At 72.5% G+C, this 20,342-nt stretch carries 16 protein-coding genes; 3 read left to right on the forward strand and 13 right to left on the reverse strand.

All coding sequences use genetic code 11. From position 1 onward, the window contains the following. Nucleotides 1–331: 331 nt before the first annotated feature. A complete protein-coding gene (locus tag ACIA6T_RS32700) occupies nucleotides 332–1,339 on the reverse strand; it encodes a stage II sporulation protein M (protein WP_399450147.1) in 1,008 nt (335 codons plus the stop codon). A 149-nt stretch (nucleotides 1,340–1,488) separates the two neighbouring features. Between ACIA6T_RS32700 and ACIA6T_RS32705 the strand changes: the two genes are divergently transcribed. Then, nucleotides 1,489–2,451, forward strand: coding sequence for an RDD family protein (locus tag ACIA6T_RS32705; RefSeq protein WP_399450191.1), 963 nt, complete (start codon nucleotides 1,489–1,491; stop codon nucleotides 2,449–2,451). A 20-nt stretch (nucleotides 2,452–2,471) separates the two neighbouring features. On the opposite strand, the gene ACIA6T_RS32710 is transcribed toward ACIA6T_RS32705, so the two are convergent. Both ACIA6T_RS32710 and ahcY read right to left on the reverse strand, forming a co-directional pair. Continuing rightward, nucleotides 2,472–3,086, reverse strand: coding sequence for a hypothetical protein (locus ACIA6T_RS32710; protein ID WP_399450148.1), 615 nt, complete (start codon nucleotides 3,084–3,086; stop codon nucleotides 2,472–2,474). Nucleotides 3,087–3,237: 151 nt separating this feature from the next. After that, nucleotides 3,238–4,695, reverse strand: coding sequence for an adenosylhomocysteinase (gene ahcY / locus ACIA6T_RS32715; RefSeq protein WP_399450149.1), 1,458 nt, complete (start codon nucleotides 4,693–4,695; stop codon nucleotides 3,238–3,240). A 348-nt stretch (nucleotides 4,696–5,043) separates the two neighbouring features. On the opposite strand from ahcY, the gene lepB reads away from it, so the two are divergent. Continuing rightward, nucleotides 5,044–5,718: a signal peptidase I gene (gene lepB, locus ACIA6T_RS32720; protein WP_399450150.1), complete on the forward strand. Its 675-nt coding sequence runs from the start codon at nucleotides 5,044–5,046 to the stop codon at nucleotides 5,716–5,718. Between the two features lie 95 nt (nucleotides 5,719–5,813). Here lepB and ACIA6T_RS32725 read toward each other — a convergent pair whose 3' ends face one another. The 7 genes from ACIA6T_RS32725 to ACIA6T_RS32755 all read right to left on the reverse strand — a co-directional run bounded on the left by ACIA6T_RS32725 (nucleotide 5,814) and on the right by ACIA6T_RS32755 (nucleotide 13,557). Further along, complete coding sequence (locus ACIA6T_RS32725) at nucleotides 5,814–6,794, reverse strand: cation diffusion facilitator family transporter (RefSeq protein WP_399450151.1); 981 nt, start codon at nucleotides 6,792–6,794, stop codon at nucleotides 5,814–5,816. 144 nt (nucleotides 6,795–6,938) lie between these two features. Continuing rightward, on the reverse strand, nucleotides 6,939–8,090 hold the full coding sequence (gene manA, locus ACIA6T_RS32730; protein WP_399450152.1) for a mannose-6-phosphate isomerase, class I: 1,152 nt from the start codon (nucleotides 8,088–8,090) through the stop codon (nucleotides 6,939–6,941). 112 nt (nucleotides 8,091–8,202) lie between these two features. Continuing rightward, nucleotides 8,203–9,330, reverse strand: a complete 1,128-nt coding sequence (locus ACIA6T_RS32735; RefSeq protein ID WP_399450153.1) for an SIS domain-containing protein — start codon at nucleotides 9,328–9,330, stop codon at nucleotides 8,203–8,205. Between the two features lie 56 nt (nucleotides 9,331–9,386). After that, nucleotides 9,387–9,557, reverse strand: a complete 171-nt coding sequence (locus tag ACIA6T_RS32740) for a Trm112 family protein (protein ID WP_385058477.1) — start codon at nucleotides 9,555–9,557, stop codon at nucleotides 9,387–9,389. Between the two features lie 380 nt (nucleotides 9,558–9,937). Then, on the reverse strand, nucleotides 9,938–11,305 hold the full coding sequence (locus ACIA6T_RS32745; RefSeq protein ID WP_399450154.1) for a phosphomannomutase/phosphoglucomutase: 1,368 nt from the start codon (nucleotides 11,303–11,305) through the stop codon (nucleotides 9,938–9,940). Between the two features lie 72 nt (nucleotides 11,306–11,377). Further along, nucleotides 11,378–12,994 carry an L-lactate permease gene (locus ACIA6T_RS32750; RefSeq protein ID WP_399450155.1) on the reverse strand — a complete coding sequence of 539 codons (1,617 nt, stop codon included), beginning with the start codon at nucleotides 12,992–12,994 and terminating at the stop codon, nucleotides 11,378–11,380. Between the two features lie 140 nt (nucleotides 12,995–13,134). After that, nucleotides 13,135–13,557, reverse strand: a complete 423-nt coding sequence (locus tag ACIA6T_RS32755) for a DUF3499 domain-containing protein (protein ID WP_184765947.1) — start codon at nucleotides 13,555–13,557, stop codon at nucleotides 13,135–13,137. Between the two features lie 283 nt (nucleotides 13,558–13,840). On the opposite strand from ACIA6T_RS32755, the gene ACIA6T_RS32760 reads away from it, so the two are divergent. Further along, on the forward strand, nucleotides 13,841–14,296 hold the full coding sequence (locus ACIA6T_RS32760; protein ID WP_385058472.1) for a metallopeptidase family protein: 456 nt from the start codon (nucleotides 13,841–13,843) through the stop codon (nucleotides 14,294–14,296). 267 nt (nucleotides 14,297–14,563) lie between these two features. Here ACIA6T_RS32760 and ACIA6T_RS32765 read toward each other — a convergent pair whose 3' ends face one another. The 3 genes from ACIA6T_RS32765 to ACIA6T_RS32775 all read right to left on the reverse strand — a co-directional run bounded on the left by ACIA6T_RS32765 (nucleotide 14,564) and on the right by ACIA6T_RS32775 (nucleotide 20,264). Further along, nucleotides 14,564–16,078 carry a DUF5719 family protein gene (locus tag ACIA6T_RS32765; protein WP_399450157.1) on the reverse strand — a complete coding sequence of 505 codons (1,515 nt, stop codon included), beginning with the start codon at nucleotides 16,076–16,078 and terminating at the stop codon, nucleotides 14,564–14,566. Continuing rightward, nucleotides 16,075–19,743 (reverse strand): glycosyltransferase, encoded by a 3,669-nt coding sequence (locus ACIA6T_RS32770; protein ID WP_399450158.1) that lies wholly within the window; start codon nucleotides 19,741–19,743, stop codon nucleotides 16,075–16,077. The genes ACIA6T_RS32765 and ACIA6T_RS32770 overlap by 4 nt, the downstream gene beginning before the upstream one ends. 257 nt (nucleotides 19,744–20,000) lie before the next feature. After that, a complete protein-coding gene (locus tag ACIA6T_RS32775) occupies nucleotides 20,001–20,264 on the reverse strand; it encodes a WhiB family transcriptional regulator (RefSeq protein WP_003975777.1) in 264 nt (87 codons plus the stop codon). Between the last annotated feature and the right edge of the window lie 78 nt (nucleotides 20,265–20,342).

Consider the following 20,342-nt stretch of genomic DNA (forward strand, 5'->3'; position numbering starts at 1 on the left):
CCCTTCGGTCTTGCGTTTCCGACTCTATCAGATCTTTCCGATCCGATTTCCTCGGTGCTTTCCGGGGTTCCGCTCTCGCGTTTCCCTTTCCGGCGATTCCCACTTTATCAGAAGTTTCAGGGCGGACTTACCGGCCTTCGTTTTCCGATTTATCGGGAGGTGCTTCTTCGAAATCAGTGTTTCGATGAGAAGCTGATAGACGCTCACTGTCGCCCTCCGGGTCAGACCCCGTCTCCAGGCAACTGTTTGAATCTACCTCCCCGCCTGCTCCGTGTCAACGGTTCCTGCGGGGCGAAGAGGAGACTAGCAGCTCAGCGGGGTCTCGCGCACATCAGGCGGCCGCGGGCACGTCGGCGCTGCGTTCGAACGCCTCCAGGTCACCGGTCTCGCCGGCGCGCGCCGCACGTCCGCCCAGGACATAGACGTAGGCCAGGAAAGCCAGCTCGGCGATGACTCCGATGGTGATGCGCGCCCAGGTGGGCAGATCCGACGGGGTGACGAAGCCTTCGATGGCGCCGGAGACGAAGAGGACCAGGGCGAGGCCGATCGCCATGGCCAGGGCTGCCCGGCCTTCCGCCGCCAAGGCTGTGCGTCGGGTGCGGGGGCCCGGGTCGATGACGGTCCAGCCGAGGCGGAGGCCGGTTCCGGCCGCGACGAAGACCGCGGTGAGTTCCAGGAGGCCGTGCGGCAGGACCAGGCCGAGGAAGGTGTCGAGACGGCCGGCGGAGGACATCAGACCGAAGCCGACACCCAGGTTGAGCATGTTCTGGAAGAGGATCCAGAGGACCGGCAGGCCCAGGAAGACACCCAGGATCAGGCAGAGGGCCGCGGCCCACGCGTTGTTCGTCCAGACCTGGGCGGCGAAGGAGGCCGCGGGGTGGCTCGAGTAGTACGTCTCGTACTGGCCGCCGGGACGGGTGAGCTCGCGCAGCTCGCTGGGGGCCGCTATGGACGCCTGTACTTCGGGGTGGGTGCCTATCCACCAGCCGAGGAGCGCCGCGACGGCTGTGGAGAGGAGTGCTGTGGGCACCCACCAGTGCCGTGACGTGTAGACGGCGGCCGGGAAGCTGTGGGACAGGAAGCGTGTGACGTCCCGCCAGGAGGCGCGGCGGGCGCCGGTCACCGCACTGCGCGCGCGTGCCACCAGTTGGCTGAGCCGGCCGGTCAGCTGCGGGTCGGGGGCGGCCGACTGGATCAGGGAGAGATGGGTGGCCGTGCGCTGATAGAGGACGACGAGTTCGTCGGCCTCCGCGCCGGTGAGGCGGCGCTGGCGCCGGAGCAGGGCGTCGAGGCGGTCCCACTCCGCGCGGTGGGCGGAGACGAAGACGTCGAGGTCCATCGGTGTGCCTGCTCCTCGGCTGTTCGTCGGCGGTCGGCCTGACCGGTGGAAGGATGATCGGCTTGATCTGCTGGTCGTACTGCGGTGCGATGTGCCATCAGCTTGGCAGACTGGCGGTGTCCGGGGCAGGCCAGGGAAGGGCGGCGGGCGTGAGTGAGCTGGTGACGGGCGAGGCGGTGGCATTGGAGCTGCGCCCCGCGAGGCTGCCCAGCAGGGCGCTGGCCGTGCTGCTCGATCTGGTGGCGGCCGTGGCCGTCTATGTCGTGGTGACCATCGCTCTGGTGGCTGCCACGGCCTCGTTGGACGAGGCCGCGCAGACCGCGATCTCGATCGCCTTGTTCGTCCTCGTGCTGGTCGGTGGGCCGATCCTGGTCGAGACGCTCAGCCATGGGCGGTCGCTCGGGAAGATGGCCTGCGGACTGCGGGTGGTGCGGGACGACGGGGGGCCGATCCGGTTCCGGCACGCGTTGGTGCGAGGCCTGATCGGTGTGATCGAGATCCTGATGACGCTCGGGGTCGTGGCCTGCATCGCGTCTCTGGTTTCGGCGCGGGGACGGCGGCTCGGAGACGTGTTCGCGGGGACTCTCGTCGTGCGGGAGCGGGTGCCGGCCGGGCAGGCGGGGTTCGTGCCGCCGCCTCCGCCGTGGCTGACCGGGCGTTTCTCGGGGCTCGATCTGTCGGCGGTGCCCGATGGTCTGTGGCTTGCCGTCCGGCAGTACCTGACGCGGATGGGGCAGCTCGATCCGCAGGTCGGTTGGTCGATGGCGGAGCGGCTGGCCGCGGACCTGGCCGGGCGCACGGGGGCGCCGGTGCCGCCGGGGGTGCCGCCCGCGGCGTATCTCGCGGCGGTGGTGCAGGAGCGGCAGGCCCGGGAGGCCCGGCGGGCGTTCGGACAGGGGTCGGCCGGGGGTGGCGGACCCGTGGGTACGGCTGGTCCGGCGGGTGCCTACGCTCCGCCGGTGTATCCCGTCGCGGCCGTCGCGCCGGATGCGCGGCCGGCTGTGTATCCGCCGACGGATCCGGGAGCCGTGGTACGTGGGGAGCGGGCCGCCCCGCCGCCGGAGGGATCGTCGGCCGACCGGCCCTCGACGGGGTTCGCTCCGCCCGCGTAGGCGCCTTCGAAAGGCGCCGGTCAGTCGAGGACCGACGGTGGTGATTCGAGGTCCTCCAGTTCGATGCCGGGGGCCGCGAGGACCACGTCCCCGGCGATGTGCACGGAGTGCTGTTCGCCCGTGTCCAGGGCTGTGACCTGGTATTCGTCCACGGTCAGGGGGCCGTTGTCAGTGGTGTGTGCTTCTCTTTTCACCAACGCCCAGGACTGGTCCAGGGTACGCGGGGCGAGGACCGGGTCCGTGAAGGCGACGAGGCGTACACGGGTGGCTGATGCCGAGGGGGTGAGGCGCAGGAGGCGAGCGGTGGCGATGAGGAAGGCGGGGGACGAGCCGGTGAAGGCGTGAGCGCGCACATTGCCTTCGGTGGCGTGGGTTCCGGTGGGGTCGGTGCGGACCCAGGTGACGCCGTCGAGGGCGGCGCCGCGGACCTGCCAGCTCGCGGCGTGGAGTTCGAGGCGGATGGGGCGGCCGAGTTCGTCGAGGGCGAGGTCGACCGAGCCCAGATGATCGCCTGCGGGGGCGGTGAGCTGCGAGACGTAGCGCCAGCCGGAGGGGCCGGGGGCGCAGTGGAAGTGTTCTTCTGCGAGGGGGGTGTGATCGTGCGGATCGTGGAGCGAATAGCGGCCGCGGGGCATGGGGGTCCTGGGTCGTGACGGGCTGGGCCGGTCGCCGGTCCGCCAAAGGGGCAGGCCCCCGGCACGGGGGTGCGGGGGCCTGCCTCGGAGGACCTGCTGCCGGGGAGCGCGTCCGTGCACCGGACGCGCTCCCCGCGGCGGGAGCGTGGGCTCAGTAGCGGTAGTGGTCCGACTTGAACGGGCCCTCGACCTGCACGCCGATGTACTCGGCCTGCTCCGGGCGGAGCGTGGTCAGCTTGACGCCGAGTGCGTCGAGGTGGAGGCGGGCGACCTTCTCGTCGAGGTGCTTGGGCAGCACGTAGACGCCGGTCGGGTACTCGTCGGGCTTGGTGAACAGCTCGATCTGGGCCAGCGTCTGGTCCGCGAAGGAGTTGGACATCACGAACGACGGGTGGCCGGTGGCGTTGCCCAGGTTCAGCAGGCGGCCCTCGGAGAGGACGATGATCTTCTTGCCGTCGGGGAAGGTCCAGGTGTGGACCTGCGGCTTGATTTCGTCCTTGACGATACCGGGGACCTTGGCGAGGCCGGCCATGTCGATCTCGTTGTCGAAGTGGCCGATGTTGCCGACGATGGCCTGGTGCTTCATCTTGGCCATGTCGGCGGCCATGATGATGTCCTTGTTGCCGGTCGTGGTGACGAAGATGTCGGCCTTGTCGACGACCTCGTCGAGCGTCGTGACCTGGTAGCCGTCCATCGCGGCCTGCAGGGCGCAGATCGGGTCGATCTCGGTGACGATCACGCGGGCGCCCTGACCGCGCAGGGACTCCGCGCAGCCCTTGCCCACGTCGCCGTAGCCGAACACGACCGCGGTCTTGCCGCCGATCAGGGTGTCGGTGGCGCGGTTGATGCCGTCGACCAGGGAGTGGCGGCAACCGTACTTGTTGTCGAACTTCGACTTGGTGACGGCGTCGTTGACGTTGATCGCCGGGAACAGGAGGGTGCCGTCGCGCTGCATCTCGTACAGGCGGTGGACGCCGGTCGTGGTCTCCTCGGTGACACCGCGGATCTCGGAGGCGAGCTGGGTCCACTTCTGCGGGCTCTCGCTCAGGGTGCGGTTGAGCAGTTCGAGGATGACGCGGTGCTCGTCGGACTCGGCGGTGTCGGGCGAGGGGGCCTTGCCGTCCTTCTCGTACTCGACGCCCTTGTGGACGAGGAGGGTGGCGTCACCACCGTCGTCGAGGATCATGTTGGGGCCGCCGGTGGGGCTGTCCGGCCAGGTCAGCGCCTGCTCCGTGCACCACCAGTACTCCTCCAGGGTCTCGCCCTTCCAGGCGAAGACGGGAACGCCCTGCGGGTTGTCGGGCGTGCCGTTCGGGCCGACGGCGATGGCGGCCGCGGCGTGGTCCTGGGTGGAGAAGATGTTGCAGGACGCCCAGCGGACCCGGGCGCCGAGGGCGACCAGGGTCTCGATGAGGACGGCGGTCTGCACGGTCATGTGCAGGGAGCCGGTGACGCGGGCGCCGGCCAGGGGCTGGGCGTCGGCGTACTCCCTGCGGATCGCCATCAGGCCGGGCATCTCGTGCTCGGCGAGGGTGATCTCCTTGCGGCCGAACTCGGCCAGGGAGAGGTCGGCGACCTTGAAGTCCTGTCGGTTGTCGACAGTCGTCATTGCGAGCTGCTCCTCGGGGTGTGGGTCGAGGTGGGTACGGCTGGTCTGCGCGGCGGCGGACACAGGGGTGCCCTGAGGAGGACACAGGCATGCCCGCGTGCGCGCAGCGCAGTCCGTCGGAGGCCCTCTCTCCCTCGGCCGGTCCGCGGTGGGACCGCCCGACCGCCATCAGCAGCGACGTCTGGCTCCGTCCCAAGCTACACCGCCGGGCCCGGCCGGCCCCAGTCCGCCCGCGTACACATCAGGCCGATCTGACGGGCGCCCCCCTCACCGGTCCCCGGCGGCCGTCGCCGAGCGGACCGCTAGCCTCACCCCGCGCGGGTGGTCCGCGCGGGGAGGGACGCGGGCATGGACACGGGGCGGGGAATGCTGGTCACGGGGTGGGTGATGCTCGCGGCGGGACTGCTGTCGGTGGTGGCGTCCCTGGGGGCGCTGCGGCTGAACTACGGGACGGCCGATGTGCGGGGCGAGAGCATGACGCCGACGTACCGGCTCGGTGACGACGTCTTCTACGCGCGCGTGGAGGGTGACGAGGTGCGGCGCGGTGACGTGGTGCTGTTCGCGGCGCCCGACCGCTATCCGGGAGGCGGGCTCGTCGTGCAGCGGGTCATCGGGGTGGGCGGTGACCGGATCGTGTGCTGCGAGGGGGAGGGGTCCGCGCGGCGGCTCACGGTGAACGGCAGGGCGTTCGAGGAGCCGTACGTCAAGGACGGGGACGCCAACGGCCCCTTTCCGCAGCGGTACGACGTCCGGGTGCCGCCGGGGCGACTGTTCCTGCTGGGCGACCACCGTCTGAACTCGCGGGACTCCCGTTTCTTCACCGATGACCACGGCGGCACGGTGCCCGTGGAGGCGGTGCGGGGCCGGGTGACGGAGGACCGCCTGGGTGTGGTGCTGCTCGCCGGGGCCACGCTGTTCGGGCTGCTGCTGGCGATCGCGGGTCTGATCTGTGCGCTCGCGGGGCGGACCAGGCGGCACCGGCCGGCGGAGTTCGACACGGAGTTGTGGCCCGCGCACCTCTGAGGCGTGGGGCCGCCCAGGACGGCGGAGGGGCCCGCCGCTGTGATGCGGCGGGCCCCTTCGTCGTAGGGTCCTGCGGGTCCCGGTGGGGCCGGGACTCAGTGAGCGGTGTCGTGGGAGGCGGGGCCGCCGGGGGTGGCCTCGGGGTCGGCGCCCTTAGTGGCCTCGGTCTCGCTGTAGATGTCGGGCTCGAGGTAGATCACGCGGGCGATCGGGACGGCCTCGCGGATGCGGGACTCGGCGGCGTCGATGGCGGAGGCGATCTCGGTGGCCGTGTCGTCGTGCCGGACGGCGATCTTCGCGGCGACCAGCAGCTCCTCGGGACCGATGTGGAGGGTGCGCATGTGGATGATGCGGGTGACGGTGTCTCCGTCGACGACGGCGGCCTCGATCTTCTGGGTCGCCTCGGGGCCCGCGGCCTCACCGAGCAGCAGCGACTTCGTCTCGACGGCGAGGACCAGGGCGATCAGGATGAGCAGGACGCCGATGCAGAGGGTGCCGATGCCGTCCCAGACGCTGTCGCCGGTGGCCAGGGCCATGCCGACACCGCCGAGGGCGAGGATCAGGCCCACGAGCGCGCCGAGGTCCTCCAGGAGGACGACCGGCAGCTCGGGTGCCTTCGCGTGACGGACGAACTCCTTCCAGGAGCGGTCGCCGCGCAGGGGGTTGGACTCCTTGATGGCGGTGCGGAAGGAGAAGGACTCCGCGATGATCGCGAAGACGAGGACGCCGACCGGCCAGTACCAGTGCTCCAGCTCGTGCGGGTGCTTGATCTTCTCGTAGCCCTCGTAGAGGGCGAACATGCCGCCGACCGAGAAGAGCACGATGGAGACGAGGAAGGCGTAGATGTAGCGCTCGCGGCCGTAGCCGAAGGGGTGCTGCGGGGTCGCCTGGCGCTGGGCCCTCTTGCCGCCCACCAGCAGCAGCCCCTGGTTGCCGGAGTCGGCGAGCGAGTGCACGGACTCGGCGAGCATCGATGACGAGCCGCTGAAGAGGAACGCCACGAACTTCGCTACCGCGATCGCGAGGTTGGCGGCGAGTGCCGCCACGATCGCCTTGGTGCCGCCTGACGCGCTCATGTGTTCGCGTTGTCCCTTCGTACGCCGTGTGGGGCCCGGGCAGACGTGTGTGTACGCCGCCCGGGACTTTGCCCGTCCTTTGACGGTGGGCCATTGTTGCAGCCCGGTTCGGCGACGGCGTGTCAGGTCGCCGTCACGGGGTGATCAGGCGACGACGGTGGCCCTGAACAGGGTTCCGGTACCCGACACTTCGGCCTTTTCACCCGAAGGGACGAACACGGATGTGCCCGGGGTCAGTTCGTGCTCGCCCGCCCGTACGGAGCCGGCGGTGCAGAGCAGGATCTGCGGGGTGGTCAGGGTGAGGTCGTGGGTGGCGCCGCCCGCGGGGAGGACGTAGCGGGAGAGGCGGAACTCGTCGATGGGGGTCTCGTAGACCTCCTCGCCGTCCGGACCGGCCTCCGGGCGCAGTACGCCGGGGTCGCCGGCCTCGAAGCGGACGATGCGCAGGAGTTCGGGGACGTCGACGTGCTTGGGGGTCAGGCCGCAGCGCAGGACGTTGTCGGAGTTGGCCATGATCTCGACGCCCAGGCCGTCGAGGTAGGCGTGCGGGACGCCGGCGCCGAGGAAGAGGGCCTCGCCGGGCTGGAGCCGGACGTGGTTGAGGAGCATCGCGGCGATGACGCCGGGGTCGCCCGGGTAGTGGTGGGCGATGTCGGCGTACGGGGCGTAGGCGCCGCCGAGGCGGTCGCAGGCAGCGGCCGTCTCCGTGACGGTGCGGGTCATCTCCTCGGGGTCGGCGGCGAGGATCGCGGTGAGGACCTCCCGCAGGGCCGCCTCCTCGGGGTGGGCGTGCAGCAGGTCGACGTACGGCTTGAGGGAGTCGACGCCGAGGCCGTCGAGGAGTGCGGCGGCGCGCCGCGGGTCGCGGAAGCCGCACAGACCGTCGAACTCGGTGAGGGCGCAGATCAGTTCGGGCTTGTGGTTGGCGTCCTTGTAGTTGCGGTGCGGGGCGGCCACGGGGACGCCGCGGCGCTCCTCGTCCGCGTAGCCCTCCTTCGCCTGGGCCAGGTCGGGGTGGACCTGGAGGGAGAGCGGGGCTCCGGCGGCGAGGAGTTTGAGCAGGAAGGGCAGGCGGGGGCCGAACTTGGCGACCGAGTCCGGGCCGAGTTCCCGCTCCGGGTCGGCGTCGATGACCTCGACGAGCGTGCCCCGGCCGGTGCGTGAGGGTGCGCCGGGGTGGGCGCCCATCCACATCTCCGCCTGCGGCTCGCCGGTCGGTTCGGTGCCGAGCAGCCGCGGGAGGGCCGTGGTGGAACCCCAGGCGTAGGGGCGGACGGTGTTGTCGAGGCGGTCCATGGGATTCTCCGCGTTCCTTCTGCCGGTTCTCGTGCGGGCGCGCGGTGTCGGTGCGTGTCGTGCTTGTCGTGCGTCCGCGCGGAGGGAGGGTCTCAGGGGGTCCCGGGCATGATCAGGCTCCCGAGGCGAGCGCCAGGTAAACGGCGGCGAAATCCGTGACGGCGATCAGTTCCGCGAGGGTCTCCAACTCGCCGCCCGCCTCCGGTTCCAGCTCGCTGATCGGCGTGTCGTGGGTGAGCGCCAGGTCGCGGGCGGCGGGGGCGGCGGTGAGGCCGCCGATGGGACGGTCGCGGAGCAGTACCACGCGCGCGTGCAGGGCGGGTGCTTCCTCCACGCGGTCGCGGAAGAAGTCGTCCGGGTCCGCGCCGGCGGCGAGCCGGCCGGCCAGCAGGGCGCTGTGCGCGGCGAGCGCCTCGGGGAGTTCGGCGACGACGGCGGGGGTGCCGGACAGTTCGGCGAGCGCGGCGGCGAACCGGCGGCCGGCCGGGCCCGCCGAGACGCCCTCGGTCCATACGACGGGCAGCGCTTCGGCCAGTTCGGCGGCCAGGGTCTTGGCGGGGTTGCTGTACGTCGCGATGGCCGGACCGCAGCGTTCGGCGATGCCGTCGAGGCGGTCGGCGATCTTCTCCAGGGCCTCGGGCGGGGCGGTGAGCAGGCCGGTGCGGTCCAGGAGCGCGAGCAGCGGGGTGAGCAGCGCCCACAGGACGCCGGGGGCGGAGGCGGCGAGGGGTTCGTCCTGGTCGTAGGGCGCGGTGGCCATGGGGACGAACAGGCCGTGGGAGCCGCCGACCGCCTCGGCGAGCGGGCTGTCGGCGGGGGCCACGGCGACGACGGTGCAGCCGCGGCGGTAGGCCTGCTCGGAGAGCAGGGACAGGCCCGGTTCGGTGCCGTCGGGGGTGGCGATGAGGAGCAGGTCCACGGAGCCGGCCCAGCCGGGCAGTTCCCAGCGCAGGGCGCCTGGCGCGGGGGCGACGCCGGTGGGCGCGAGGCGGGTGACGGGGCTGCCGGCGCCGGCCAGGGTGCCGAGGAGGTCGGCGGTCTGGGTGGCGGCGGCGCCGGGGCCTGCGATGAGGACGGCGCGGGGGCGGCCGTCGGGTTTGAGGTTGTTGACGCCGGCCTCGGCGGCGTGCCGCGCGGCGGTGCGGACGCGGGCGCCGGCTTCGGCGGCGCCGCGGAGCAGGGCGCGGCGGTCGGCCTCGGCGAGGCCCTCCGGTGAGTCGAGCAGCGATTCGTCGAGCATGGGCGGCGGGCTCCGATCTCCGGTCGGCGGGGCGTCGTCGGTGCGCGGTGTACCGGTTACTCGGGGCGGCGGGCCTCGTCCACGAGGAGTACGGGGATGTCGTCGCGGACAGGGTAGGCCAGGCCGCAGCTCTCGCCGGTGCAGATCAGTTCGGTTTCCTGCTCTTTGAGGGGGGAGTGGCAGGCGGGGCAGGCGAGGATTTCCAGGAGGCCGGCTTCGAGTGGCATGGGCGTTTCCTTCGGTGGGTGGATGTGCTGGTCAGGGTACCGCTGGTGGGGGTGCGGGGCGTTGGGGCCGGGCGGGGGTGGGTCGCGCGGCCCTGCGCGTTACGGGGTACCCCGTGTCGGTGTGGGCCGGGGGTGGGGTTGCACGGCCCGGCGCCTACGGGGTGCCGTCGCGCCCACCCGTGCCGCCCTGGGGGTACCTCCCAGGCCCTTAAGGCACTGGGGGAGGCACGACTGCCCGCAATGGGCGGCGGCATGCGGCTGCCCGCGGGAACGGCGGGGACGGCGGCTGCCCGCGGGAACGGCGGGGACGGCGGCACAGCTGTCTGCGGAACGGGGCGGGGGCGGAACGCGGAACGCGGGCAGCTGTCTGTGGATGGGGGTCATGACCTGATGATGGTCAGGGCCTCGTCGCGGATTCTGGTCATCGTCGTCTCGTCCCGGGCCTCTGCGTTCAGGCGGAGGAGAGGTTCGGTGTTGGAGGGGCGGACGTTGAACCACCAGTCGGGGGCGGTGACGGTGAGGCCGTCCAGGTCGTCGAGGGTGATGCCGTCGCGGCCCTCGTACGCGGCCCTGACCGCGGCGAGGCGGGCGGTCTGGTCGTCGACCGTGGAGTTGATCTCGCCGGAGCCGGCGTAGCGGTCGTACTGGGCGACCAGGGCCGACAGGGTGCCCTGCTGGCCGCCGAGGGCGGCGAGGACGTGCAGGGCGGCCAGCATGCCCGTGTCGGCGTTCCAGAAGTCGCGGAAGTAGTAGTGCGCGGAGTGCTCACCGCCGAAGATCGCGCCGGTCCTGGCCATCTCGGCCTTGATGAAGGAGTGGCCCACGCGGGTGCGCTCGGGGGTGCCGCCGTTCTCCCGTACGACCTCGGGGACCGACCAGGACGTGATCAGGTTGTGGATGACCGTGCCCTTGCCGCCGTTGCGGGCGAGTTCGCGGGAGGCGACCAGGGCGGTGATCGCGGACGGGGAGACCGGTTCGCCCCGCTCGTCGACGACGAAGCAGCGGTCGGCGTCGCCGTCGAAGGCGAGGCCGAGGTCGGCGCCCTCCTCGCGGACCCGCTTCCGCAGGTCGACGAGGTTGGCCGGGTCGAGGGGGTTGGCCTCGTGGTTGGGGAAGGTGCCGTCGAGTTCGAAGTACATCGGGACGAGGGTGAGCGGCAGGCCGGCGAAGACCGTCGGGACGGTGTGCCCGCCCATGCCGTTGCCCGCGTCGACGACGACCTTCAGGGGGCGGATCGAGGTCAGGTCGACGAGCGAGCGCAGGTGTGCCGCGTAGTCGTCCAACGTGTCGCGCCGGGTGATCGTTCCCCGGGTTCCGGTCGTCGGTTCCGGGGCGCCCGAGGCGCTCCACCGCTCGACGAGTTCCCGGATCTCCGCCAGGCCCGTGTCCTGGCCGACCGGCGCCGCGCCCGCGCGGCACAGCTTGATGCCGTTGTACCGCGCCGGGTTGTGCGAGGCCGTGAACATCGCGCCAGGGAGGTGCAGGGCGCCCGAGGCGTAGTAGAGCTGGTCCGTGGAGCACAGGCCGATCTCGGTGACGTCGGCGCCCAGGGCCGCCGCACCTCGCGCGAAGGCGCCGGACAGGCCGGGGGACGACGGCCGCATGTCGTGACCGGTGACGACGGCACTCGCGCCGGTCACCCGGACGAAGGCGGCGCCGAAGAGCTCGGCGAGGGACTCGTCCCACTGGTCGGGGACGACTCCGCGCACGTCGTACGCCTTCACGATCTGCGACAGATCAGCAGCCACGGCCAGCCCTTCCGGAAGTCCTGTCGGTCACCACAAACTACCCGTAGAGGGTGACACGGACGTCGTGGAGGCTCAGGGCAGCATCCAGCCGAGCACCGCCGTGCTCTGGCCCACCACGATCAGGCACATCACGAGCAGCAGGCCGAGGCTCCAGGGCAGCACCTTGCGCAGCAGGTCGCCCTCGCGGCCCGCCAGCCCGACGGCCGCGCAGGCGATGGTGAGGTTCTGCGGCGAGATCATCTTGCCGAGGACGCCGCCGGAGCTGTTGGCGGCGGCGAGCAGTTCGGGCGAGAGCCCGGACTGCTGGGCGGCGGTCACCTGGAGGGCGCCGAAGAGGGCGTTGGAGGAGGTGTCCGAGCCGGAGACGGCGACGCCGAACCAGCCGAGGACCGGGGACAGGAAGGCGAGGCCGGCGCCTGCCGCCGCGACGAAGTGGCCGATCGTCGCCGCCTGGCCCGAGAGGTTCATGACGTAGGCCAGGGCCAGGACGGACGTCACCGTGAGGATCGCGAACCGCAGTTCGTGGACCGTCGCCAGCCACTCCTTGACCGCCACGCGCGCGTGCACCCCGATCACCGCCGCCGTGAGCACTCCGGCGAACAGGACGAGGGTGCCGCCGGTGGAGACGACCGGCCAGGTGAACACGTTGCCGCCGACGGGGTCGCCGTCCGGGCCCGCGACGTCCAGGAAGGGCCAGTCGTAGGTCCGGGTGGTACCGGCGAGCCGGTCCTTCACCGCCGGGATCTGGGAGACGGAGAAGATCACGACGATCAGCGCGTACGGGGCGTAGGCGCGTACCACCTCTCCGCGCGGGTCCTCCTCGTCCAGTTCATCGCTGCGCGCGCCGGTCAGCACGGAGGTCCGTACGGCCTCGGTGGCGGGCACGCGCGCGTGCGGTACGGCGACCAGGGCGCCCGCGCCGGCCAGGGCGGCGCCGATGTCGGCGAGCTGCGCGGAGACGTGGTTGGAGGCGACGAACTGGGCCACGGCGAAGGCGGCTCCGCAGACCAGTGCGGGGATCCAGGTCTCGCGCAGACCGCGGCGCCCGTCCACCAGCCAGACCAGCACGAGCGGCACCACCAGGGCGAGCAGCGGCGTCTGGCGGCCGACGACGGACGCCACGGAGTCCAGTGGCAGGCCGGTGACCTGGGCGAGCGTGACGACCGGCGTGCCCATGGCGCCGAACGCCACCGGCGCGGTGTTGGCGACCAGCGCGACCACGGCGGCGCGTACGGGGTCGAAGCCGAGGGCCACCAGCATCACGGCGGAGATCGCGACGGGGGCGCCGAACCCGGCGAGGGCCTCCAGCAGGGCGCCGAAGCAGAACGCGATGACGAGTGCCTGGATGCGGGGGTCGTCGGAGAGGCGGCCGAAGGAGCGGCGGAGGATGTCGAAGTGGCGGGTGCGGACGGTCATCCGGTAGACCCACAGGGCGTTGACGACGATCCACATGATGGGGAAGACGCCGAAGACGGCGCCCTGGACGCCGCTGGAGAGCGTCTGGCCCAGTGGCATGCCGTACGCCAGGCAGGCCACCAGTACCGCCGCCAGCAGGCCGGTCAGGCCCGCGAGGTGCGCCTTCATCCGGACGCCGCCGAGCAGGACCAGGACGATCACGAGCGGCAAAACCGCCACCAGGGCGGAGAGGCCGAGCGAGCCGGCGACGGGTTCCAGTTCCTGGATGTACACGGGCGCCTCCCGGATTCCGCCATGCGAAAGCGATTTCTCGCCGGGTACCAACGGAATGGTCGTGTCCGCGACAAGGAGGCGTCAATGGGTGTGCGGGGGTTTACGCGGCGCCTGGGGTACGGGGAGGAGGCCCGCCCCGGTCAGTTGTCCGGGGAGCGGAGTACGCGCAGGTGGCCGCGGCGTGCGACCTCCATGGGGTCCGCGGTGCGGGAACCGCCGCCCGCCCCCGCCGCCCGCTCCTGCGGACGGGCCGCCTCGCGCACCGCGTTCGCAAGCGCTTCCAGATCGTCTCCGCTGGGCTGGGCCGGGGCCGAGCCGTCGAGCAGGCGGACGACCTCCCAGCCGCGCGGTGCGGTGAGGCGCTCGGAGTGTTCCGCGCACAGGTCGTAGCAGTGGGGTTCGGCGTAGGTGGCGAGGGGGCCGAGGACCGCGGTCGAGTCGGCGTAGACGTACGTCAGCGTCGCGACGGCGGGACGGCCGCAGGCGGTGCGCGAACAGCGACGTACAGGGCTCACGACGTTGGACGGTACCGCACTCTTGAGCGGGCCGCGACGACTCTCCACCAGGCCACTCCACCGTGTCGCGGCACGAAACGCCCCACATGCCCCTTTGGGGGCACCTTGCCGACCTGGTTCGACGCGAGGGTTCGGGGGGTTCGACGGTACTGATTCCGGTCACCAATTGGTACAAACACTGCCGATTGCCTTGAGGTCATCGGTCTCGGGGAGATACGGAATCGAGCCCAACCTTGGCTGGAATGGTCATGTTGTGACATGCCGTGCGGGTCGGCCGGAAGGCGTGCGGTGATCGGGCGGGGCGGCGACGTGGCGACTACGCTTCGCGGTGATGGACAGCTCTGTGACGCCCCGTGCCGCCGGACCCGGCCCCGCCCCCGGGCCCCGACGCCGTGATCGCCACGGCCGGGGCATGCGCGGCCCGATCGCGCCTCCGCAGGTGCCGCTCGCCGCGAGCCGTGCGGAGACGTTCGCGGATCTCGTGCAGGACTCCGTGGAGCGGCTGGAGCGGCGGTGGCCGCAGTTGGCCGACGTCGATTTCCTGGTGCTGGACGTGCCGCGGCCGGGTGGGGGGGCCTGGAGTGATGAGGCGGTGCCGCTGGGCGGGACCGTGGCCGCTCGTGACGGGCGGCCGGCGCGGGTGGTGGTCTATCGGCGGCCGGTGGAGATCCGTACCAAGGGACGGGACGAGCGGGCGGCGCTTGTGCATGAGGTCGTGGTCGAGCAGGTGGCGGAGGTGTTGGGGCTGACGCCGGAGACGGTGGATCCCCGGTACGGGGAGGACTGACGCCGCGTGGGTGCCGGGGGCGCCTTATGGGGTGCCCCGCGTGTGTGGGCCGGAAATGGGTCTGTGCTGCCCGGCGCTGTACGGGGTGCCCCGCGTTGGTGCGGGGCGGGGGGTGTTCGCGCGGTCCGGCGCTTGCGGGGTGCCGTCGCGCCCACCCGTGCCGCCCCAGCGGCACGACTGCCCGCGGGAACGGCGGCACGGCGGCGACTGCCCGCGGGAACGCGGGGAGGTGGGGCGGTTCCGGATCAGGGCCGCCCCGGTTCGGGGTCAGTTCTGCAGGATCGACAGGTCCTCGTTCGACTGGGGTACCGAGACCGTCCCCCGGTCGTCCGGGAGGGGTTGGACCGTGAAGAACGGGATGTCGTTCTTCGTCGCGGTCAGTGTTCGGGACGCGTAGACCGGTGTGTCCGACTGGGGTTCCACCGTGAGGGCGTAGGTGCCCTTCGACCCGGCCGGGACCGGTGCCTCGATGTCCTGCGTCGTGCCCGACTTGATCGTGTACGTCTTCGAGGCCTCCGTACCGCCCTCGGTGCCCGCCGAGGCCGTGACCTTGATCTTCGCCGTGCCCTCGGGAGCCGTCACCGAGAGCGTCGTGCCCTTGTCCGTGTTGTCCACGGACGTCGCGCGCGTGCCGACCGGTCGCGCCGCCGGGATGAAGGCCGACTCCTGGTTGTCGCCCTTGCCGCGCAGCACCCGTACCGCCGCCACGACCGGGACGGAGTCGTCCGCCGCCGTCAGGACCAGGGAGCCCGCCTCACCGCGCGTGATGTCCTCCAGGTCGACGGCCGCCGTCATGCCGCCCTTCACGTGGAGGGTGTCGTGGCCGGCCGGGGTGATCAGGCCGGAGGGGGAGGCGAGGCGCACCTTCAGGTCGACGTCGGCGTCACCGGAGGTGAAGGCGACCAGGCGTACGGCGGTGGCGTCCTTCGGGATGCCGGGCAGGACCAGGCTGCCGGACGGGTCGGTCGACGCGGGCAGCCAGTCGCCGCCCAGCTTGTCGTCCAGGGCCTGTACGGCGGCGCCGACCCGGCCGCTGCGGACCACCACGTGCACGGTCACGTCGGTCTGCTTCTCGTCGGTGAGCGTCGGGAGCAGGACCGGCTCGGCGGAGTGCGGCTGGACCGTGATGCCCTCCCCCACCGTCGTCTCGAGGGCGCCGTCCTTGCCGTAGAGCTCGATGTCCACGACCGCCGCCGAGTCGTCGGGGTTGGTCAGATGGACGTAGTCGGTGCGGTCGGCGCCGGTGCTCGCGCCGGGGAACCAGAACTCCGTGTCCGGGGCGGTGCAGGTGACGCCGTGCATGCCCCGGCCCGTGCCCGCGGTGACCGTGGTCGTCTCCTGCACGGTCCAGCCCGGCGCGAAGCGGCCCTCGGCGGTGCCGAGGAGGGCGGGGGACTCTCCGCCGGTCGTCTCCCCGGTGGCCGGCTTGCCGGGTTCCTCCGGCTCCAGTACGGGCTTCTCGGACTCGGCGTCCTTGTCGTCCTCGGAGTCGTCCTCGGACTTCGACTCGTCCTGCTTCTGCTCCGTGGCCGCCTGGAGTTCGGCCCCGCCCCCCTTCTCCGTGCCCTTCGTGACCGGGGTGAAGGACGTGTACGTCGTCTCGGCCAGGTCGGAGGAGCTGGGAGAGGGGCACACCAGGCTCGTGCGCTCCACGGGGAGGTGGGCCGCCGCCTCCGCCGTCCCGTCCGTGGCCTTGGTGTCCGGTGAGGACACCGCGGCGAAGCCGGTGACGGCGGCGAGCGCGGTCACGCCCGCGATCAGGGACAGGGTGGTGCGGTTCACTGCTGGCTCCCGTCGGGACGCTCACTGCCCGTGCCGTGGGGGTCGTACGACGTGTCGTAGCCCTGCGTGTAGTTCTGGTCGTAGCCCTGGGTGTAGGTCTGGTCGTACGGCGCCTGCTGGGTGCCGTAGGCGTACGGGTCGTACTCGCCGCCCTGGGGGTAGGCCTCCGCCGGGTAGGTCCCGCCGTAGGCGTCCGCCGGGTACTGCTGGTACTGCTGCTCGTCCGGGTAGGCGTTCGGGTACTGCGCCGCCGCGTCCCAGTCGCCGTGGTCGGGCTGTTGCGGGACGGGGGCGGGGGGCTGCTCGGGCGGGGCGGGGAAGTCCTCGTCGGCGCCCGGTTCTCCGGTGCCGGACTCCGCCGCGGCCTCGGCCTCGGTCTCCGCCTCGGCCTGGGCGCGCAGGCGGCGGGCGCGGCGGCCCTCGCCGGCCATCGCCTCGGCGGGGACGGCCGGTTCCTCGGGCAGGTCGTCGTCGATGTCGCGGCGGCGGCCGGGCAGGGCCATGACGACGAGGACGACGGCGAGCAGACCCTGGGCCCACAGCCAGGCGGTGTGGGTGATGGGGTCGTCGTAGGTGACGTCCAGCGTGCCGCCGGAGGCGGGGAGTTCGAAGCCCTGGGCCCAGCCGTCGACCGTCGTACGGGTCAGCGGCTTGCCGTCCAGGGTGGCGGTCCAGCCCTCGGCGGCGGTGTCGGCGAGGCGCAGGACGCGGCCCTCGGCACCGTCCGGGATCTTGGTGTGGATCTCGACCGGGCCTGCCGCCACGGGCACGGGATCGCCGTCGCCGTCCTTGGCGGGGACGATGCTCGCGCGGGCGACCTGCCGGTCCACCCGCCACAGCGCGCCGCCCGCCTGCTGGCTGAGCCGGGACAGGCCGGGGGTGGCGTCCAGGACGCGGGTGACCTCGCGCGGTGCGCCCGGGTGGACGAGGACGTAGCGGACGGCGAAGCCGCCGAGCTGGTCGGCCTGGTCCGCGCCGGAGCCGGCGACGAGGTTGGCGACGACCTTGTCGAGCCCGGTGTTCTCGCCGTCCACCGCGGCGATCTCCGCGTCGCCCATGCGGGCGCCGGAGCCGCGGACCAGGACGTAGCCGACCCGGGCGGTGGAGTCGCTGTCGAGGACGAGGGTGCGGGCCTGGTCGCGGGTGCCGCTCTCCTCGGCGACGAACGCGGGCACCTGGACGGGGTCGCGCCGCTCCACGGGGCCGTCGGCGCCGCGGATCACCCAGCCGGCGACGGCGACCAGCGGGCCGATCGCGCAGGCGAGGGCGATCAGCGCGGCGACCGGCTGGCGCCAGCCGAAGCTCTGCTCCGCGACCCGCGCGCGTGCCCCGTCGGCGCCGAGCGTGGCGGCGGCCAGGACGGCGATGCCGTAGACGAGGGTCGCGGGACCCGCCCAGACGGAGTTGTTGGACAGGACCGCGAAGACGAGGCCCACCAGGGCCGCCGCCCACGCGGTGAGGATCGCCGTCCGGCGCTCGGAGCGGAGCAGGGCCGCGAGTGCGGCGAGCACCAGGCCGATGAGCAGCGTGCCGCCGACGGTGCCGGGGCCGCCCGGGCTCGCCCCGAGCAGGTCGAGGGCGGAGGCGGCGGAGGGGCCGTACTCCAGGCCCGCTTCCCTGAAGAAGCCGAACGGGAGGAGGGAGAGCGACCACGGGGCGAGGACCAGCAGGGGGGTGCCCAGCTGGGCCAGGAAGCGGAGTCCGTAGGCCGGGATCTCGGTCCTGCGCAGGGCCAGCACGCCGACGCCGAGGACCAGGGCGACGGGCCACACGATCGGGGTGAACGCCGCGGCGATCGTCAGCAGCAGGGCGTACGCCCAGGTGGCGCGCCAACTGCCGCGGGTGCCCTCCGGGTTCGCGAGGCCGCTCGCCGCGATGCCCGCGCGGGCGATCAGCGGCAGCAGTACGGCGAGTACGGCGGTGCCGATGCGGCCGCCGGCCAGGGCGCCGGTCGCGGCGGGCAGGAAGGCGTAGGCGACGGCCGCCCACGCGCGCAGCAGCCGGGACTCGACGAGCGGACGGGAGGCGAAGTACGCGGTGAGGCCGGCCAGCGGTACCGAGCAGACCAGGAGGATCGTGACGGCGAGGCCGGTGGAGCCGAGCAGGAGGGAGGCGAAGGCCGCGACGATCGCCAGGTAGGGCGGTGCGGATCCGGTGCCGCCGGCGCCCACGGCGTGCCAGGCGTCGGTGTAACGGGCCCACAGCTCACCGGCGCCGGCGGGCGCGGGGAGCAGGGCGCCGCCGGCGAGCGCGCCGCCGCCGAGGAGCTGGCGGCAGGCCGCCAGGGAGACGAGCAGCAGCACCAGGAAGAGCACCGGGCCCGGCTTGCGGGCGATGCGCTTGAGGCGGGCGAACTGCTCGACCTCCAGGAAGTCGGCGTCGTCGCCGCCGGGTCCGGACTCGACGGCGCTGCCGTGGCGTCCCGCGCCGGAGGCGGCTTCGGGGTCGGAGCGGCCGACGAGGCCGCTCGCGACCTGTTCCACGGTGACGCGGACGGTCGCGCCGGGCGGCGGGAACAGCGGCCGCATCTCGCCCTTGTCGGTCTGCGGGCTGCCGCGGTGGCGCCGTCCGGCGAGGATCCGCTCGGGCCGCAGCAGGGTGCCCATGAGGCCGCGGATCTCGTCGACGGCCTGTCCGGGGGCCTTGCCGACGAGGTAGGCGAGGGTACGGAGCAGGGTGCCGAGGACGACGCGCAGCAGCACCCAGGGCAGGACGGCCGTACGGGCGTTGACGAGCAGGGTGTAGACGGCGCCCGCCTTGTCCACCTTGTGCGGGGAGGCGGAGGTGCGGCCCACGCAGTCGACGGTGCGGCGCTCGCGGGAGGCGGCCTCGGCGTGCCGGACGACCGCGTCGGGTGCGATCAGGACCCGGTGTCCCGCGGAGTGGGCGCGCCAGCACAGGTCGACGTCGTCGCGCATGAGGGGCAGGTGCCGGTCGAATCCGCCGAGCCGGTCGAAGACGTCACGGCGGACCAGCATGCCGGCGGTGGACACCGACAGCACGGGCCGTACGTGGTCGTGCTGGCCCTGGTCCTGTTCGCGGCGGTCCAGACCGGTCCAGCGGCGGCCGGAGTTGGCGATGGAGACGCCGACCTCGAGGAGCTGCCTGCGGTCGTACCAGCCGCGGAGCTTGGGGCCGACGACGGCCACGTCGTCACGGCCGAGCTCGTACTCGTTCTCCACGACGCGCAGCATCTGGGCCAGCGCGTCGGGTTCGGGCGCACAGTCGTCGTGCAGCAGCCACAGCCACTGCACCGGCTCCCCGTGCGGCAGTTCCGGCAGGTCGTAGGCGTCGTCGCGCCAACTGCGGGTGACCGGGTCCCAGCCGCTCGGCCGCTTCAGGTACGGCAGGTCGTCCGGCGTGAGATGCGGGGCGCTGCGGTTGCACTCCTCGACCGCCTGGCCGAAGCCGGTGCGCCGGGCGAGGTGCAGCACGTGGTCGTCGCCGAGGGCCTCGGCGACCAGCCGGGCGGAGTCGTCCGCGCTGCCGGTGTCGGCGCCCATGGCGAACTGGACGGGGCGCTCCTGGCCGAGCAGCCCGGCGAGCGCGTCGGGCAGCCAGCGGGCGCCGTCGTGGGAGACGAGGACCGCGGTCACCACGTGACGCGGGAACTCAGGTGAGGCAGCGAGGTCTTGCCGGGCTGCCGTGTGGCTGTGCACGGACATCGAGGTACGGGCCCCGGTTCGGTGGTCTGGGGGGAACGCCTGTGCCCGATGGGGGCAGCGGGGCGTCTCGGACGAGCGACCACACTATCGGCAGATTGAACGGGGCGGCGCGGAGCGTCTCGTCGAGGGGCGGTGGCCGGGCGACGGGCGGGCAGAACGGCCCGCCGCCTGTGGACAAACCACCCGCGACGGGCCTTGAGCGACGTATGTACGAAGTGGTGCGTGTGCTGTACGTACGGCGGTGATGTGCCGGTTCGTCAGACCGCGGCCTTCTTCAGCCGGCGGCGCTCCCGCTCGGACAGGCCGCCCCAGATCCCGAAGCGCTCGTCGTTGGCGAGGGCGTATTCGAGGCACTCGGAGCGGACCTCGCACGCGAGGCAGACCTTCTTGGCCTCCCGGGTCGAGCCGCCCTTCTCGGGGAAGAAGGACTCGGGGTCGGTCTGGGCGCACAGCGCGCGCTCCTGCCAGCCGAGCTCCTCGTCCGCGTCGTCGACCAGCAGTTGCTGCACCAGCTCGGTCATGTGCGCCCCTCGTCCGTCCTTCGCGTCCCCGTGATCCAGCCGTTACCGATTCCGGCTGAACGACACGAGTGAAATTAC

Source organism: Streptomyces sp. NPDC051740 (genome assembly GCF_044453165.1).
Lineage (GTDB): Bacteria > Actinomycetota > Actinomycetes > Streptomycetales > Streptomycetaceae > Streptomyces > Streptomyces atrovirens.